The sequence below is a fragment of the Streptomyces sp. NPDC001732 genome (genome assembly GCF_053596315.1).
On record NZ_JBSFFY010000044.1, the window covers coordinates 1 to 16493 of the forward strand.

Here is a 16493-nt window from a genome sequence, read left to right on the forward strand (position 1 = left end):
GGTTCCGACTCTACCAGAACCTTTTCCCGTCCCGTTTCCGGACCGGATTTCGAATTCCAGCGACCGTCGAAGTGGTCTTTTGCCTTTCGGCGGATCCGACTTTATCAGAAGTTCTGATTCGGAATTTCCGCCCCGTCCGGCACGCCCACAGCACATGACTGTGCGCGGCGCTTCCCGGTCAGGCGGAGCCGTAAACGTACTGGAGCGGGACCCCCGATGCAAATCGGGGGTCCCGCTCCGGAGTTCGCGCTGCCCGGGTCGGGCCGTGGGTCAGACCTCGACGACGACCGGAAGGATCATCGGGCGCCGGCGGTAGGTGTCGGAAACCCACTTGCCCACTGTGCGGCGGACCAGCTGCTGGACCTGGTGGGGCTCCAGCACACCGTCCTGGGCGGACTTGTTGATCGCTTCCTCGATCTTCGGCACGACGGCGGTGAAGGACGAGTCGTCGATGCCGGAACCGCGGGCGTGGATGTCCGGGCCGCCCGTGATCTTGCCGGAGGAGCTGTCGACCACGATGAAGACGGAGATGATGCCCTCTTCACCGAGGATCCGGCGGTCCTTGAGCGAGGTCTCGGTGACGTCGCCGACCGAGAGTCCGTCGACGTAGACGTAACCCGCCTGGACCTTGCCGACGATCTTGGCCCTGCCGTCGACGAGGTCGACGACGACGCCGTCCTCGGCGATGACGATGTGGTCCTTCGGCACACCGGTGAGCGCGCCCAGTTCGGCGTTGGCCCGCAGGTGGCGCCACTCGCCGTGGACCGGCATCAGGTTCTTCGGCTTGCAGATGTTGTAGAAGTACAGCAGCTCGCCGGCCGAGGCGTGGCCCGAGACGTGGACCTTGGCGTTGCCCTTGTGGACGACGTTGGCGCCCCAGCGGGTCAGGCCGTTGATCACGCGGTAGACCGCGTTCTCGTTGCCCGGGATCAGGGACGACGCCAGGATCACCGTGTCGCCCTGGACGATCCGGATCTGGTGGTCGCGGTTGGCCATCCGGGACAGGGCCGCCATCGGCTCGCCCTGGGAACCCGTGCAGACCAGCACGACCTCGTCGTCCGGCAGGTCGTCGAGGGTCTTGACATCGACGATCAGTCCCGCGGGGACGTTCAGATAGCCGAGGTCACGGGCGATGCCCATGTTGCGGACCATCGACCGGCCGACGAAGGCCACCCGGCGGCCGTACTCGTGCGCCGCGTCGAGGATCTGCTGGATGCGGTGCACATGGCTGGCGAAGCTCGCCACGATGATGCGCTTCTGCGCATTGGCGAAGACCGTGCGCAGGACGTTGGAGATGTCCCGCTCGGGCGGTACGAAGCCGGGGACCTCCGCGTTCGTCGAGTCGGCGAGGAGAAGGTCGATGCCCTCCTCGCTCAGCCGGGCGAAAGCGTGCAGGTCGGTGAGGCGGCCGTCCAGCGGGAGCTGGTCCATCTTGAAGTCGCCGGTGGCGACGGCCAAGCCCGCGGGGGTGCGGATGGCGACCGCGAGGGCGTCCGGGATGGAGTGGTTGACCGCGACGAATTCGCAGTCGAAGACGCCGATGCGCTCGCGCTGGCCCTCCTCGACTTCGAGGGTGTACGGGCGGATGCGGTGCTCCTGGAGCTTCGCCTCGATCAGTGCGAGGGTCAGCTTGGAGCCGACGAGGGGGATGTCCGGCTTCAGGCGCAGCAGGTACGGGACGCCACCGATGTGGTCCTCGTGGCCGTGCGTGAGGACGATGCCCTCGATGTCGTCGAGGCGGTCCCGGATCGTGGTGAAGTCCGGCAGGATCAGGTCGATCCCGGGCTGCTCCTCCTCGGGGAAGAGGACGCCGCAGTCGACGACGAGCAGGCGGCCGCCGTACTCGAAGACCGTCATGTTGCGGCCGATTTCGCCGAGGCCGCCGAGCGGGGTGACGCGCAGGCCGCCCTTCGGGAGCTTCGGTGGGGTGCCGAGTTCGGGGTGCGGATGACTCAAAAGACTCTCCTTACCACGCGCGCCACGTACCGCTTGGGCACGTGGCGCGCATGTCATTCGTGCACTTGCTGTTGTCTGTGTTTTTCGCTCTTGCGAGTGTTCTTCGCATATTCAGTTGTGAAGTCCGTTGATCAGAGCTCTACCCCACCGGCGGCGAGATCGCTCTTGAGCTGGGCCGTTTCCTGCTCGGTGAGCTCGACCAGGGGGAGGCGCAGCGGGCCGGCGGGGAGGCCCTGGAGGGCCAGCGCGGCCTTGGTCGTGATCACGCCCTGGGTGCGGAACATGCCGGTGAAGACCGGCAGGAGCTTCTGGTGGATCTCCGTGGCCTTCTGGACGTCGCCGCCGAGGTACGCCCCGATGAGGGCGCGCAGGTCGGGGGTGACGACGTGGCCGACGACGGAGACGAAACCGACGGCGCCGACCGAGAGCAGCGGCAGGTTCAGCATGTCGTCGCCGGAGTACCAGGCGAGACCGGAGCGGGAGATGGCCCAGCTCGCGCGGCCGAGGTCGCCCTTGGCGTCCTTGTTGGCGACGATGCGCGGGTGTTCCGCGAGGCGGACCATCGTCTCGGTGTTGATCGGCACGCCGCTGCGGCCGGGGATGTCGTAGAGCATCACCGGCAGGCCGGTGGCGTCCGCGATGGCCGTGAAGTGGCGGAAGAGGCCCTCCTGCGGCGGCTTGTTGTAGTAGGGCGTCACCGCGAGGAGGCCGTGGGCGCCGGCGCGTTCGGCCGTGCGGGCGAGTTCGATGCTGTGCCGGGTGTCGTTGGTGCCGATGCCGGCGACGATGTGGGCCCGGTCCCCCACTGCTTCCAGGACCGCCCGTACGAGCTGGTCTTTCTCCGCGTCGCTGGTGGTCGGGGACTCGCCGGTGGTGCCGTTGATGATCAGGCCGTCGTTGCCTGCGTCCACCAGATGGGCGGCGAGCCGCTGGGCGCCGTCGAGGTCGAGTGCGCCGTCCGCCGTGAAGGGCGTGACCATGGCGGTGAGGACCCGCCCGAAGGGGGTCTGCGGAGTGGAGATCGGAGCCATGGGTAACACGCTACTCGCTGCTCAGCGCCCAATGCCCCCTCGGGGGGACAAGCGATAGGAGCCCGGCACTGCCTGCTCGGGGGTTCAAGCAGTGCCGGGTCCGTTTGATCAGCCTAGATGAACTTCTCGAAACGTCGCAATACGGACACTACTTACGGGGCGACGCGTCCATTCTTGTTGAAGGCTGCATGGGTGAGCGGCATCAGCCGGGCCCAGTGCTCCTCCATCTGCTGGCCGACCATCTCGATCTCCCGCTGCGGGAAGGACGGCACCTTCGCCAGCTCGTGCTGGGTGCGCAGGCCGAGGAAGTGCATCAGCGAGCGGGCGTTGCACGTGGCGTACATCGAGGAGAAGAGGCCGACGGGAAGCACCGAGCGGGCCACCTCGCGGGCCACTCCCGCGTCGAGCATCTCCTGGTACGCCTCGTACGCCCGGCGGTAGGAGTCCTCCATGACGCGGCCGGTGAGCTCCTGCTGGGCCTGGGTGCCCTCGACGAACTCGTACTTTCCGGGGCGGCCCTGCTGGACCAGCTTGCGGGACGCGTCCGGGACGTAGAAGACCGGCTGGAGCTCCCGGTAGCGGCCCGACTCCTCGTTGTACGACCAGCCCACGCGGTGCCGCATGAACTCGCGGAACACGAAGATCGGGGCGCTGATGAAGAAGGTCATCGAGTTGTGCTCGAACGGGCTGCCGTGCCGGTCGCGCATCAGGAAGTTGATGAGGCCCTTGGAGCGCTCGGGGTCCTTGGTGACCTCCTCCAGGGACTGCTCGCCGGCCGTGGACACACGGGCGGCGAACAGGACGTCGGAGTCGCCCGCCGCGTGTTTCACCAGCTCGACGGTGACATCGCTGCGGAAGCTGGGCTTTGCGGGCTCGGGGGTCTCGGTCACCGGCGGGGTCCTTCCAGTCGCGTCGCTCGGGCGGCGCCCACTCTACGGGCCGCCACCGACAACCAGGACCGGAAGGTCCGTCCGGGGACTTCTTCGACGAATTCGGCGATTCGGGGCACCGATCGGGCCTTTCGCACGTCTGACTCATTAGCAGTATCAGTAACAGAGTTCAAGGAGAGCTTCCTCATGTTCCGCCGGCGTGAATCCGTCCCGTTCTCGTTCGTGGCCGAGGCCGACCGATTCCGCAGCAACGTCACTCCGCCCCCGCGGGAGCGCGCCAGTGTCTCCCAGCTGGCCGGCCGTTCCCTCGTCGGGCTGACGATCGTCGCCGGTCTCGTCGGCTCGCTGGTTCTCGGCCTGCCCGCGCTCAGCCCCGCCCAGAGCCCCTCGCACATCGAGCAGACCGAGGCCTCCGACGGTCGCTGACCCGTACGGGCCCCCGGGGGTGGTCGGGTCACGGCCTCCTCGGTAGCCTCACCGGGCACAGCAATCGAGCGTGCTTGTGAGTGAGGATCAGTCGTGCCCCTGCCCTTCCTGACGGCCGACCGCGCGTTTGACGCGAGCGCTGAGGACACCGCGCTGCCGTTCGACGACCACGACAGTTGGCGGCGCCCGTACCGCCCCGGCCCCTGGCGGGTCGCGGCCGGAGCGGGCCTGTTGCTGCTCGCGTCCTTCGTGCTGTTCGCCGGGATGATCATCGCGTTCGCCGGGGCGTTGCCGGGCGCCGCCGTGTGTCTGGGGCTGGCCCTCGCGATCATCGCCTGTGCCCTGCGGCTGCTCCGGATGGGTGCCTGGGTGAGCCGGCACGGTGTGCGCCGGGTGGGCTTCCTCTCGACGACGACCGTGCCGTGGAACCGGATCACCGCGATCCGCACGGTGCAGCAGCCGGTGCGGTGGCTCGGGTTCCCGCGCACGGTGCAGGGTCAGGCGCTGCTCCTCGTGCGTCAGGGGGGCGGGCCGATGGAGCCGCTGCTCACCGACAACAACGCGGACTTCCTGACGCGGGAGGAGGCGTTCGACCGGGCGGCGGACACCCTGGAGGCGTGGGGGGACGAGTACCGCCGGGTCTGAGACGAGAATGCGCCGAAGCCGTCCGGGAGCTGTTCACCGGGCGGCTTCGGTCTTTTCCGTGTCCATGGCCCGGACCGGAGCCGGTCCGGGCCATGGACACGGAGTGCGGGTCAGGACGTGCCGGCCCCGGCGGATCCGGCGTGCAGGGCGATCGCCCGCTGCATGGCCTTCCGGGCCCGCGGGGTGTCCCTGGCGTCCTGGTACGCGACGGCCAGGCGGAACCAGCAGCGCCAGTCGTCCGGGGAGTCCTCGGTCTCCTCGCGACGGCGGGCGAAGACGGCGTCGGCCGAGTCGCGGTCGATCCTGCCGGACGGCGTACGGACCAGTTCGTCGACCGGCAGGCCGCCCTCCGCGTCGAGTTCCGCCGCCAGCGCGTTGGCCCGTGCCACGAACTGGGTGTTCTTCCAGAGGAACCAGACCCCGATCACCGGCAGGATCAGCACCGCGACCCCGAAGGCGACCGTCAGCAGGGTGCCGTGCTCGATGAGCATCACGCCGCGGCTGCCGACCAGGACGAAGTAGAAGACCAGGACGGCGGCGGTGACGAAGTAAGTGATCTTTGCGCGCATGGCTGGGCTCAGTCAGTTCAGGTCGAGGAAGTGTTCCAGGCCGAACGTGAGGCCGGAAGTGGTCACCACGCGGCGGACGCCGAGCAGGATGCCCGGCATGAAGCTGCTGTGGTGCAGCGAGTCGTGGCGGATGGTGAGCGTCTCGCCCTCGCCGCCGAGCAGCACCTCCTGGTGGGCGAGCAGCCCCCGGAGCCGGATCGCGTGCACCGGGACGCCGTCGACGTCCGCGCCGCGGGCGCCGTCCAGGGCCGTGGTGGTGGCGTCCGGCTGCGGGGCGAGGCCGGCCTTCCGGCGGGCCTCGGCGATCAGCTGCGCGGTGCGGGTGGCGGTGCCCGAGGGGGCGTCGACCTTGTTGGGGTGGTGCAGTTCGACGACCTCGACGGACTCGAAGTAGCGGGCGGCCTGCTCCGCGAACCTCATCGTGAGGACGGCGCCGATGGAGAAGTTCGGCGCGATGAGCACACCGGTCTCCGGGGAGCCGGAGAGCCAGGTGTTCAGCTGCGCGAGCCGTTCGTCGGTCCAGCCCGTGGTGCCGACGACGGCGTGGATGCCGTGCCGGATGCAGAAGTCGAGGTTGCCCATCACCGACGCGGGGGTGGTGAGCTCGACGGCGACCTGGGCGTCGGCTTCCGCGAGGGTCTCCAGTTTGTCGCCGCGGCCGAGGGCGGCCACCAGCTCCATGTCGTCGGCGGTCTCGACGGCTCGTACCGCCTCGGAGCCGATGCGGCCCCGGGCGCCGAGAACGGCCACGCGCAGCTTGCTCATTGCTCTGCTTCCTTACGGGTGGGGTTAGGAGACCGCTTCGTCGAGGCGGTCGGCCTGCTTGTCCTTGAGCGGGCCGATGACGGAGAGCGAGGGGCGGTGTCCGAGGACCTCGCCCGCGACCTCGCGGACGTCGTCGGGAGTGACCTGCGCCATCCGGGCCAGCATGTCGTCGACCGACATCTGGTCGCCCCAGCACAGTTCGCTCTTGCCGATGCGGTTCATCAGCGCCCCGGTGTCCTCCAGGCCGAGGACCGTGGAGCCGGAGAGCTGCCCGATGGCGCGGCCGATCTCCTCGTCGCTCAGTCCTTCGGACGCTACCCGGTCGAGCTCGTCCCGGCAGATCTTGAGGACGTCGTGGACCTGGCTGGGCCGGCAGCCCGCGTACACGCCGAACAGGCCGCAGTCGGCGAAGCCCGAGGTGTACGAGTAGACGCTGTAGGCCAGGCCGCGCTTCTCCCGCACCTCCTGGAAGAGGCGGGAGCTCATGCCGCCGCCGAGGGCGGTGCTGAGCACCCCGAGGGCCCAGCGCCGGTCGTCGGTGCGGGCCAGGCCGGGCACGCCGAGGACGACGTGGGCCTGTTCGGTCTTGCGGTTCAGCAGCTCCACCCGGCCCGCGGTGCGCAGGGAGCGGGAGCCCGCGCGCGGGGCGACCGGGACGGCGTCGGTGCGGGACAGCGCGCCGGCGCGTTCGAAGGCCCTGCGGACCTGGCGCACGACCGTGGCGTGGTCGATGTTGCCCGCGGCGGCGACGACCAGGTGGGTGGGGTCGTAGTGCTTCTTGTAGAAGCGGGCGATCCGGCCGCGGTCGAGCGCGTTGATGGTGTCGACGGTGCCGAGGACGGGGCGGCCGAGGGGGGTGTCGCCGAGCATGGTGTGCGCGAACAGGTCGTGCACGCAGTCGCCCGGGTCGTCCTCCGTCATCGCGATCTCCTCGAGGATGACGCCGCGTTCGGCGTCCACGTCCTCGGGGGTGATCAGCGAGCCGGTCAGCATGTCGCAGACGACGTCGATGGCCAGCGGCAGGTCGGTGTCGAGGACCCGCGCGTAGTAGCAGGTGTACTCCTTCGCCGTGAAGGCGTTCATCTCGCCGCCGACCGCGTCGATCGCGGCGGAGATGTCGAGGGCGCTGCGCTTGGCGGTGCCCTTGAAGAGGAGGTGTTCGAGGTAGTGCGTCGCACCGTTCAGGGCCGGGGTCTCGTCGCGCGAGCCGACGTTGACCCAGATGCCGAAGGTGGCGGAGCGTACGGAGGGCAGGGTCTCGGTGACGACCCGCAGACCGCCGGGCAGGACGGTGCGGCGGACCGTGCCGATGCCGTTGGTGCCCTTGAGAAGCGTTTGGGTACGGGCGACGGCCCGCGCCTTCGAAGAGGCACGGGCCGTCGTCACGGAACTACGGGACGTCACTTGGCGGCGTCGTCCTTCTTCTCGTCCTCTTCACCCTCGATGACCGGGATCAGGGAGAGCTTGCCGCGGGAGTCGATCTCGGCGATCTCGACCTGGACCTTGGTGCCGACCCCGAGCACGTCCTCGACGTTCTCCACGCGCTTGCCGCCGGCGAGCTTGCGGATCTGCGAGATGTGCAGCAGGCCGTCCTTGCCCGGCATGAGGGAGACGAACGCACCGAAGGTGGTGGTCTTGACGACCGTGCCCAGGTAGCGCTCGCCGACCTCCGGCATGGTCGGGTTGGCGATCGAGTTGATCGTGGCGCGGGCGGCCTCGGCGGCCGGGCCGTCGGCGGCACCGATGTAGATGGTGCCGTCGTCCTCGATCGTGATGTCGGCGCCGGTGTCCTCCTGGATCTGGTTGATCATCTTGCCCTTGGGGCCGATGACCTCACCGATCTTGTCCACCGGGATCTTGACGGTGATGATCCGCGGGGCGTTCGGGGACATCTCGTCCGGGACGTCGATGGCCTCGTTCATCACGTCGAGGATGTGGAGGCGGGCGTCGCGGGCCTGCTTCAGCGCGGCGGCCAGGACCGAGGCGGGGATGCCGTCGAGCTTGGTGTCGAGCTGGAGCGCGGTGACGAACTGCTTGGTACCGGCGACCTTGAAGTCCATGTCGCCGAAGGCGTCCTCCGCACCGAGGATGTCGGTGAGGGCGACGTAGTGGGTCTTGCCGTCGATCTCCTGGGAGATCAGGCCCATGGCGATACCGGCGACGGCGGCCTTGAGCGGCACACCGGCGTTCAGCAGCGACATGGTGGAGGCGCAGACCGAGCCCATGGACGTCGAGCCGTTGGAGCCCAGCGCCTCGGAGACCTGGCGGATCGCGTAGGGGAACTCCTCGCGCGTCGGCAGCACCGGCACGATGGCGCGCTCGGCGAGCGCACCGTGGCCGATCTCGCGGCGCTTGGGCGAGCCCACGCGGCCGGTCTCGCCGACGGAGTACGGCGGGAAGTTGTAGTTGTGCATGTAGCGCTTGCGGGTCACCGGGGAGAGGGTGTCCAGCTGCTGCTCCATGCGGAGCATGTTGAGGGTGGTGACGCCCAGGATCTGGGTCTCGCCACGCTCGAAGAGGGCCGAGCCGTGCACCCGCGGGATGGCCTCGACCTCGGCGGCGAGCGTACGGATGTCCGTGACGCCGCGGCCGTCGATGCGGATCTTGTCCTTGATGACGCGCTCGCGGACCAGCTTCTTGGTCAGCGCGCGGTACGCGGCGGAGATCTCCTTCTCGCGGCCCTCGAAGGCCGGGAGGAGCTTCTCGGCGGCGATCTCCTTGACGCGGTCGAGCTCGGCCTCGCGGTCCTGCTTGCCGGCGATGGTGAGCGCCTGGGCCAGCTCGGGGGTGACGGCGTCGGCGAGCGCCTCCAGCACGTCGTCCTGGTAGTCCAGGAAGACCGGGAACTCGCCGGTGGGCTTGGCGGCCTTGGCGGCGAGGTCCGACTGGGCCTTGCAGAGGGCCTTGATGAACGGCTTCGCGGCCTCGAGACCGGCGGCGACGACCTCCTCGGTGGGGGCCTCGGCGCCGTCCTTGACGAGCTGGATGGTCTTCTCGGTGGCCTCGGCCTCGACCATCATGATCGCGACGTCGCCGTCCTCCAGGACGCGACCGGCGACGACCATGTCGAAGACGGCGTCCTCGAGCTCGGTGTGCGTCGGGAAGGCGACCCACTGGCCCTTGATCAGGGCGACGCGGGTGCCGCCGACAGGGCCGGAGAAGGGCAGGCCTGCCAGCTGCGTGGAGCAGGAGGCGGCGTTGATCGCGACCACGTCGTACAGGTGGTCGGGGTTGAGCGCCATGACCGTCTCGACGATCTGGATCTCGTTGCGCAGGCCCTTCTTGAAGGAGGGGCGCAGCGGACGGTCGATCAGGCGGCAGGTGAGGACCGCGTCCTCGGAGGGCCGGCCCTCACGGCGGAAGAAGGAGCCGGGGATCTTGCCGGCGGCGTACTGCCGCTCCTCGACGTCCACCGTGAGGGGGAAGAAGTCGAGCTGGTCCTTGGGCTTCTTGGAGGCGGTGGTGGCCGACAGCACCATGGTGTCGTCGTCCAGGTACGCGACGGCGGAGCCGGCGGCCTGCTTGGCCAGGCGGCCCGTCTCGAAGCGGATGGTGCGGGTGCCGAAGGTGCCGTTGTCGATGACGGCTTCGGCGTAGTGGGTCTCGTTCTCCACTAGCGTTTTCTCCGATACATATCGTCTTCGCGCCCCCACGCCCGTGTGGCGGGGGACGGTAGCGGAGAAGCCCTCCATCGGCGGGCCGGTCTTCGATCGAAGCACCCGGTTCGATGGGTCCGGGGGCCACTACCGAGGACCGGCGGCGGGGAGGTCTGCTTCTCGCTCGTCTGTTGGTCGTTCTCCGACCAGGTTACTGAGATTCGGCTCAGCTTGGCATGCCGGTCGTACGGAGACCCGTCACTTCCCGTGCATGCACGCATACGCACAATCGTACGTACAGCAAAGGGAGCGGTCCCCTCAGTGGTGGGAACCGCTCCCTTCACGGCGTCTTACTTGGCGCCGCCGGCCGCACCGCGGCGGATGCCGAGGCGGTCGACCAGGGCACGGAAGCGCTGGATGTCCTTCTTGGCCAGGTACTGCAGCAGGCGGCGGCGCTGGCCGACCAGGATCAGCAGACCACGACGGGAGTGGTGGTCGTGCTTGTGGACCTTGAGGTGCTCGGTCAGGTCCGAGATGCGACGGGAGAGCATCGCGACCTGGACCTCGGGGGAACCGGTGTCACCCTCCTTGGTGGCGAACTCGGCCATGATCTGCTTCTTCGTAGCGGCGTCGAGCGACACGCGGTACTCCTCTTTGGTGTTCGATGCGCCCGCGAGTGCCCCTGGTCCGTTCTCAGGGGGGCTTCCATGACTCGGGAGCGAGGGTCCGATGAGCGCAGCTCCCAGGATGATCCGGGAGCGCGTACACAAACGGCCGTCACACAGCGTACCAGTCCGGCGGAGCCGGTTCGGGCGGGCGGCCCTGCCGGGGCAGGTCAGCCGGTGAGGGACCGGATCGAGCGGTAGAGGTCGAAGACGGCGAGGCACAGGGGGATCGGGGTCAGGAGCACGCACGCCTCGGCGATCTCCAGGAAGCGCCCCCAGAACGGGGTGACTCCCTTGCGCGGCACGATCAGCCCCACGGCGGTGACCAGGGCGGCGGCACCCGCGACGGCCGCGCCGAGCCAGATCGTGCGGAGGTCGAGTGCGGAGGCGTCCCCCGCGGCGGCCTCGCGCAGCAGGTCGGCCGGCGGGTTGAGGGACAGGCCGAGGCCCAGCAGCACGAGTGCGCCGAGGCCGGCCGCCAGGGCGCAGCCGACCTGGGCCGTGTAGCGGAACAGGTGGGCGCGCATCAGCATGGCGATCCCGGTGGCGAGTGCCAGCAGCCGCCCCCAGACGCCGTCCGAGAATCCCAGGACGGCCGCGGCGCCCACGGCCACCAGCGCGCATCCGCCGACCAGGCCGACGAGCAGTTCGTGGCCGCGGCGCGCCTGGGCGGCGATGCGGTCGGCGTCGACCGGGCCCTGCGGTGCCGGTTCGGACGTCCCGTAGTCACCGGCGGTGGTGCGGGGCGGCTCGAAGCCGATGGGCAGGCGGGCGAACCGGGTGGAGAGGCCGGGCAGGAAGGCGAGGACGCCCACGGAGAGCGGGGCGCACACCGCCGCGGCCTCGGCGGGCGTCATGCCGGTCGTGATCGCGACGAAGGTGATCAGCAGGCCGACGGCGGCGGCGAAGGCGAACGCGACGAAGACGCCGTCCCCACCGGGGGCGGCGATCATGAGGATCACGGCCACCACCAGCACGGCGGTGCAGGCGAGCAGGAACTGGAGCCTGCCGATGCCCTGGCCCGCGCCGAGCGGCAGCAGCCCGGCACCGGCGACCGCCGCGTTCGCGAGCGCGCCGATCCCCAGGGCCGTGCACGATCCCCGGTCGTCGTAGATCCGTGCGCGTACGCAGGCGAGCGCGAGGGTCAGTACGGCGACGACGGCGGCGAGGACGCCGGGCAGGCCATGCGTGTCGTGCCGGGCGTCGGAGGTCCACAGCACGAAACCGAGCAGGACCAGCAGGACCGACCCGCCGAGGAGTCCGGCCGCGCGGGTGAGGCCGTCGTCCCAGAGGGTGCGGTCCCGGACGACGGCGGTGGCGACGGCGTCGGAGACGTCGTCGAAGACGGCGGGCGGCAGGGACTCGGAGAAGGGGCGCAGGGACAGCAGTTCTCCGTCGAGAATGCGCTGCCCGGCCAGGGTGCGTCCGCCGTCGAGGACGGTGCCGTCGCGGCGCACCAGGTGGTAGCCGACCGGAGCACCCCGGTCGGGGCCCTGTCCCGACAGCCGGAGGAGCTCCGGATACAGGTCGGCGACGGCGATGTCCTCGGGCAGTGCCACGTCGACGCGGCCGTCGGGCGCGACGACCGTGATCCGGCAGAAACCGGTTCCGTCGCCGGGTGGGGATCCGGTCCCCGGCCGACCGGATGCGGTGGCTGCCGCTCGGGCCGTCGTCGTCACCTGTTGCTCCCCCTCGTCGTTCTCCGGTCGCGTCCCGGAGCGCGGGTTCCGCGCCCGTGCTCCGAACTGGCCGGTTTCTTGCGGCTGTTAGCGAATGCTCATACGCGTCGCGACACCCTATCGCCCCCCGGCCGCCCCGTACGCCAGTAGGATCCCTCTGCGGATGGGGCCCGTCGCCACGGGGGCGCCGATACGAACAGCCCTTTCCGGCAAGGGAATTGGTGAGCCGTGAGTCAGATCGTCGTCAAGCGCCCACCACGGGCCCTGCCCTCCGAAGTGCCGGAGGGGCAGGTGCAGTTGCAATCTCCGCCCGAACTGCCCCGCGGCCAGCAGGAGGGGATGATGATGCAGCTGCTGCCGATGCTCGGCATGGGCGGCTCCGTCGTCTTCTTCTTCATGACCCCGAACCCGATCATGCGGATCATGGGCATGATCATGATTGCGTCGACGGTCGCCATGGCCATCGCGATGATCGTCCGCTTCCGGCGGGGTGCCCAGGGTCAGCTCGCGGACATGCGGCGCGACTATCTGAAGTACCTGACGCAGACCAGACGCGCCGTGCTGGAGACGGCCCGCAGGCAGCGCGACGCCCAGTTCTATCTCCACCCGTCCCCGGACCAGTTGTGGGCGCTCGTCGCCGAGGGCAGCCGGGTGTGGGAACGCCGCGTCGGTGACGCCGACTTCGCGCAGGTGCGCATCGGGCTGGGCCGTCAGGAACTCGCCACGCCGCTCGTCGCGCCCGAGACCGCGCCGGTCGATGAGCTGGAGCCGCTGACCGCCGGGGCGATGCGGCGGTTCCTGGCCGCCCACAGCACGCTGGACGGCCTGCCCATGGCGGTCTCGCTGCGCGCCTTCTACCACCTGACCGTCAGCGGCGAGGCGGAGTCCGTCCGTTCCACGGCCCGTGCGATGGTCGGTTCGCTCGCCTCGCTGCACTCCCCCGAGGATCTGGTCGTCGCCGTCGCGACGGGCCAGGACGCCGCTCCGCACTGGGACTGGGCGAAATGGCTTCCGCACGTCCAGGCCCCGGGCACCGTCGACGGGGCCGGCAGCCGCCGTCTGATCACCACCGACGTCGCGGAGCTGGAGGAGATGCTCGCGGGCCGGCTCGACGGCCGGCCGCGCTTCCAGCCCGACGGCCAGCCGCTCATGGACCGGCCGCATGTCGTCGTCGTGCTCGATGGCCGGTCCGTGTCGCCGGTGTCGGCCCTCGCCGCGGCCGAGGGGCTCCAGGGCGTGACGGTCCTCGAGCTCCTGCCGGGCGAGGTCGACGGGGCGCGCGGCGGTCTGTCCGTCGTGGTGCGTCCCGACGCGCTGCGGCTGGAGTCCGGGCACGGGCTGGTCTACGACGGCGTTCCCGATCTGCTCGGCCCGGAGGCGGCCGAGGCGCTGGCCCGGCAGCTGGCGCCGCTGCGCGCGGCCTCGGGCGGGGACGAGGACGAACCGCTGCTGGCCGACCTGGAGTTCACCGATCTGCTGAACCTCGGTGACGCGGCCTCGGTCGATGTCAGCAGGACCTGGCGGGCCCGCTCCCGGACGGAGCGGCTGCGCGTCCCGATCGGTGTGGGCGAGGACGGCGGCCCGGTGATGCTGGATCTCAAGGAAGCGGCGCAGGAGGGCATGGGGCCGCACGGCCTGTGCGTCGGCGCCACCGGTTCCGGCAAGTCCGAACTGCTGCGCACGCTCGTACTCGGCCTCGCCGTCACCCACACCTCGGAGACGCTCAACTTCGTCCTCGCGGACTTCAAGGGCGGTGCCACCTTCGCCGGTATGGCGCGGATGCCCCACGTCGCAGCGGTGATCACCAACCTCGCGGACGACCTGACCCTGGTCGACCGCATGGGCGACTCCATCAGCGGTGAGCTCAACCGCCGACAGGAGATGCTGCGCGACGCGGGCAACTACGCCAACATCCACGACTACGAGAAGGCGCGCGCGGCGGGCGCCCCGCTGCAGCCGATCCCCTCCCTCGTCCTGGTCATCGACGAGTTCAGCGAACTCCTCACCGCCAAGCCCGACTTCATCGAGATGTTCGTGCAGATCGGACGCATCGGCCGTTCGCTGGGCGTCCATCTGCTGCTGGCCTCGCAGCGCCTGGAGGAGGGGCGGTTGCGCGGTCTGGAGACCTATCTGTCGTACCGGGTCGGGCTGCGCACCTTCTCGGCGGGCGAGTCCCGGGCGGCGCTGGGCGTGCCCGATGCCTACCACCTGCCCAACGTTCCCGGTTCCGGCTATCTGAAGTACGGCACGGACGAGATGGTGCGCTTCAAGGCCGCGTACGTCTCCGGGGTGTACCGCTCGGGCGCCCAGTCGGCCGTGCCCTCCGGCCCGTTGCCGGTGGACCGCAGGCCGGTGGTGTTCACGGCGGCTCCGGTGCCGGTGCGGTACGTGCAGCCGAGCCCGCGGGCCGGGGCCGCCGTGCCCGCCGCGCGTACGCCGGAGGACGACGCCCTGGCGGACACGGTGCTCGATGTGATCGTGCGCCGGCTGGAGGGCCGGGGCGCCTCCGCGCACCAGGTGTGGCTCCCGCCGCTGGAGGCCCCGCCGTCGCTGGACGAGCTCCTGCCGGGGCTCTCCCCGGTCGAGGGCCGCGGGCTGACCCGGCCCGGCTTCGAGGGCTCGGGGCGTCTCGTCGTACCGCTCGGTGTGGTCGACAAGCCGTACGAGCAGCGGCGCGACACGCTCTACCGGGACTTCTCCGGGGCGGCGGGCCACATGCAGATCACCGGCGGTCCGCAGTCCGGCAAGTCCACGCTGCTGCGCACCCTCGTCGCGGGCTTCGCGCTCACCCACACGCCCCAGGAGGTCCAGTTCTACGGACTGGACTTCGGTGGCGGCGGCATGGCCTCGGTCTCCGGGCTGCCGCACGTCGGCGGGATCGCCTCCCGGCTCGACCCGGAGCGGGTGCGGCGCACGGTCTCCGAGGTGTACGGGATCATGGCGCGGCGCGAGGAGTACTTCCGCAGCGCGGGCATCGACTCCATCGCCACCTTCCGCAGGCTGCGGGCGCGCGGCGACATCCCGGTCACGGACCAGCCGTGGGGCGACGTCTTCCTGCTCATCGACGGCTGGGGCAGCTTCCGCACGGACTACGAGGGGCTGGAGGCCGCGGCCGTGGACATCGCGGCGCGCGGTCTCGGCTACGGCATCCATCTGATCGTCACGGCGTCGCGCTCCATGGAGGTCCGGGCCAATCTCAAGGACCACCTGATGAACCGGCTCGAACTGCGGCTCGGCGATGTCATGGACTCCGAACTGGACCGCAGGGCCGCGGCCAATGTGCCGGCCGGCGTGCCCGGCCGTGGCCTCACGCCGGAGAAGCTGCACTTCATGGCCGCGGTACCGCGGATCGACGGCATCAACTCCGACAGCGACCTCTCCGAGGCGACGGCGGCCATGAACCGGGAGGTCGCCCGGCACTGGGCCGCGGCGCCCGCCCCGGCGGTCCGGCTGCTGCCCCGCGAACTCCCGGCGCACGAGCTGCCCCCGGGCCACGCGCATCCGGAGCGGGGCATCGCGTTCGGCATCGACGAGAACAACCTGGAGCCGGTCTTCCTCGACTTCGAACGCGACCCGTTCTTCCTGGTGTTCGGCGAGAGCGAGTCCGGCAAGTCCAACCTGCTGCGGCTGCTCATCAAGCAGCTGAGCGAGAGGTACGACGGGAACGTCTGCAAGTTCTTCGTCATCGACAACCGGCGAACGCTCCTGGACGTCACCCCCGCGACGCACCTGGCGGAGTACGTGCCCATGTCCAACAACATGGAGCACCACGTGGACGCGCTGTACAACCTGATGGAACGCCGCACGCCGTCGCCCGACGTCACGGCGCAGGAACTGCGCGAACGCAGTTGGTGGAACGGGCCGACGGTGTACGTGGTCGTCGACGACTACGACCTGGTCTCCACCTCCAGCGGGAACCCGCTGGCCAGGCTGACGGAGATGCTGCCGTTCTCGCGTGACGTCGGTGTCCGGTTCATCATCGCCCGCAGCACGGCGGGGGCCGGACGGGCCCTGTACGAGCCGTTCATGCAGCGCGTCATGGAGCTGGGCGCGCAGGGCATGATGCTCTCGGGCGACCCCGTCGAGGGGGATGTCCTCGGCAACGTACGACCGCGCCCGATGCCTCCGGGGCGCGGGGTGTTCGTCACGCGGCGGCGAGGGAATCCACTGGTGCAGTCGGGGCTCGTGGGCGAGGAGCGGTAGGGCTGGGCGGGCTGTGTGCCGGGGGGCGGGGCTGCGCCCGCCCGCCCCGGTGCTCGGTGCTCGGTGCT

General features: G+C 70.2%; 12 protein-coding genes. 3 read left to right on the forward strand and 9 right to left on the reverse strand.

Annotation, left to right across the window (positions count from 1 at the left end):
- Positions 1-270 precede the first annotated feature (270 nt).
- From ACWCXX_RS29860 to thyX, 3 genes are all read right to left on the reverse strand, one after another.
- Positions 271-1956, reverse strand: a complete 1686-nt coding sequence (locus ACWCXX_RS29860; protein WP_451132621.1) for a ribonuclease J — start codon at positions 1954-1956, stop codon at positions 271-273.
- Positions 1957-2087: 131 nt separating this feature from the next.
- Positions 2088-2987 carry a 4-hydroxy-tetrahydrodipicolinate synthase gene (dapA, locus tag ACWCXX_RS29865; RefSeq protein WP_451132623.1) on the reverse strand — a complete coding sequence of 300 codons (900 nt, stop codon included), beginning with the start codon at positions 2985-2987 and terminating at the stop codon, positions 2088-2090.
- Between the two features lie 152 nt (positions 2988-3139).
- Positions 3140-3877 carry an FAD-dependent thymidylate synthase gene (thyX, locus tag ACWCXX_RS29870; RefSeq protein ID WP_451132625.1) on the reverse strand — a complete coding sequence of 246 codons (738 nt, stop codon included), beginning with the start codon at positions 3875-3877 and terminating at the stop codon, positions 3140-3142.
- Positions 3878-4063: 186 nt separating this feature from the next.
- Between thyX and ACWCXX_RS29875 the strand changes: the two genes are divergently transcribed.
- Both ACWCXX_RS29875 and ACWCXX_RS29880 read left to right on the forward strand, forming a co-directional pair.
- On the forward strand, positions 4064-4303 hold the full coding sequence (locus tag ACWCXX_RS29875) for a hypothetical protein (protein ID WP_451132627.1): 240 nt from the start codon (positions 4064-4066) through the stop codon (positions 4301-4303).
- Between the two features lie 93 nt (positions 4304-4396).
- Positions 4397-4948, forward strand: a complete 552-nt coding sequence (locus ACWCXX_RS29880) for a hypothetical protein (protein WP_451132629.1) — start codon at positions 4397-4399, stop codon at positions 4946-4948.
- Positions 4949-5058: 110 nt separating this feature from the next.
- On the opposite strand, the gene ACWCXX_RS29885 is transcribed toward ACWCXX_RS29880, so the two are convergent.
- From ACWCXX_RS29885 to eccD, 6 genes are all read right to left on the reverse strand, one after another.
- On the reverse strand, positions 5059-5517 hold the full coding sequence (locus ACWCXX_RS29885; RefSeq protein ID WP_451132631.1) for a hypothetical protein: 459 nt from the start codon (positions 5515-5517) through the stop codon (positions 5059-5061).
- Between the two features lie 12 nt (positions 5518-5529).
- The gene (gene dapB / locus ACWCXX_RS29890; protein ID WP_451132633.1) at positions 5530-6282 is read right to left on the reverse strand and encodes a 4-hydroxy-tetrahydrodipicolinate reductase; all 753 of its coding nucleotides are present in this window, start codon (positions 6280-6282) and stop codon (positions 5530-5532) included.
- Between the two features lie 24 nt (positions 6283-6306).
- Positions 6307-7686, reverse strand: a complete 1380-nt coding sequence (locus ACWCXX_RS29895) for a M16 family metallopeptidase (RefSeq protein WP_451132635.1) — start codon at positions 7684-7686, stop codon at positions 6307-6309.
- Entirely contained in the window at positions 7683-9896 is a 2214-nt protein-coding gene (locus tag ACWCXX_RS29900; RefSeq protein WP_451132637.1) for a polyribonucleotide nucleotidyltransferase, read from the reverse strand. Before ACWCXX_RS29900 ends, ACWCXX_RS29895 begins: the two co-directional genes overlap by 4 nt.
- Before the next feature lie 332 nt (positions 9897-10228).
- A complete protein-coding gene (gene rpsO / locus ACWCXX_RS29905; protein WP_351084700.1) occupies positions 10229-10519 on the reverse strand; it encodes a 30S ribosomal protein S15 in 291 nt (96 codons plus the stop codon).
- Positions 10520-10713: 194 nt separating this feature from the next.
- Complete coding sequence (gene eccD / locus ACWCXX_RS29910; protein ID WP_451132639.1) at positions 10714-12222, reverse strand: type VII secretion integral membrane protein EccD; 1509 nt, start codon at positions 12220-12222, stop codon at positions 10714-10716.
- A 228-nt stretch (positions 12223-12450) separates the two neighbouring features.
- Between eccD and eccCa the strand changes: the two genes are divergently transcribed.
- A complete protein-coding gene (gene eccCa, locus ACWCXX_RS29915; protein WP_451132641.1) occupies positions 12451-16425 on the forward strand; it encodes a type VII secretion protein EccCa in 3975 nt (1324 codons plus the stop codon).
- The last annotated feature ends 68 nt before the right edge of the window (positions 16426-16493 follow it).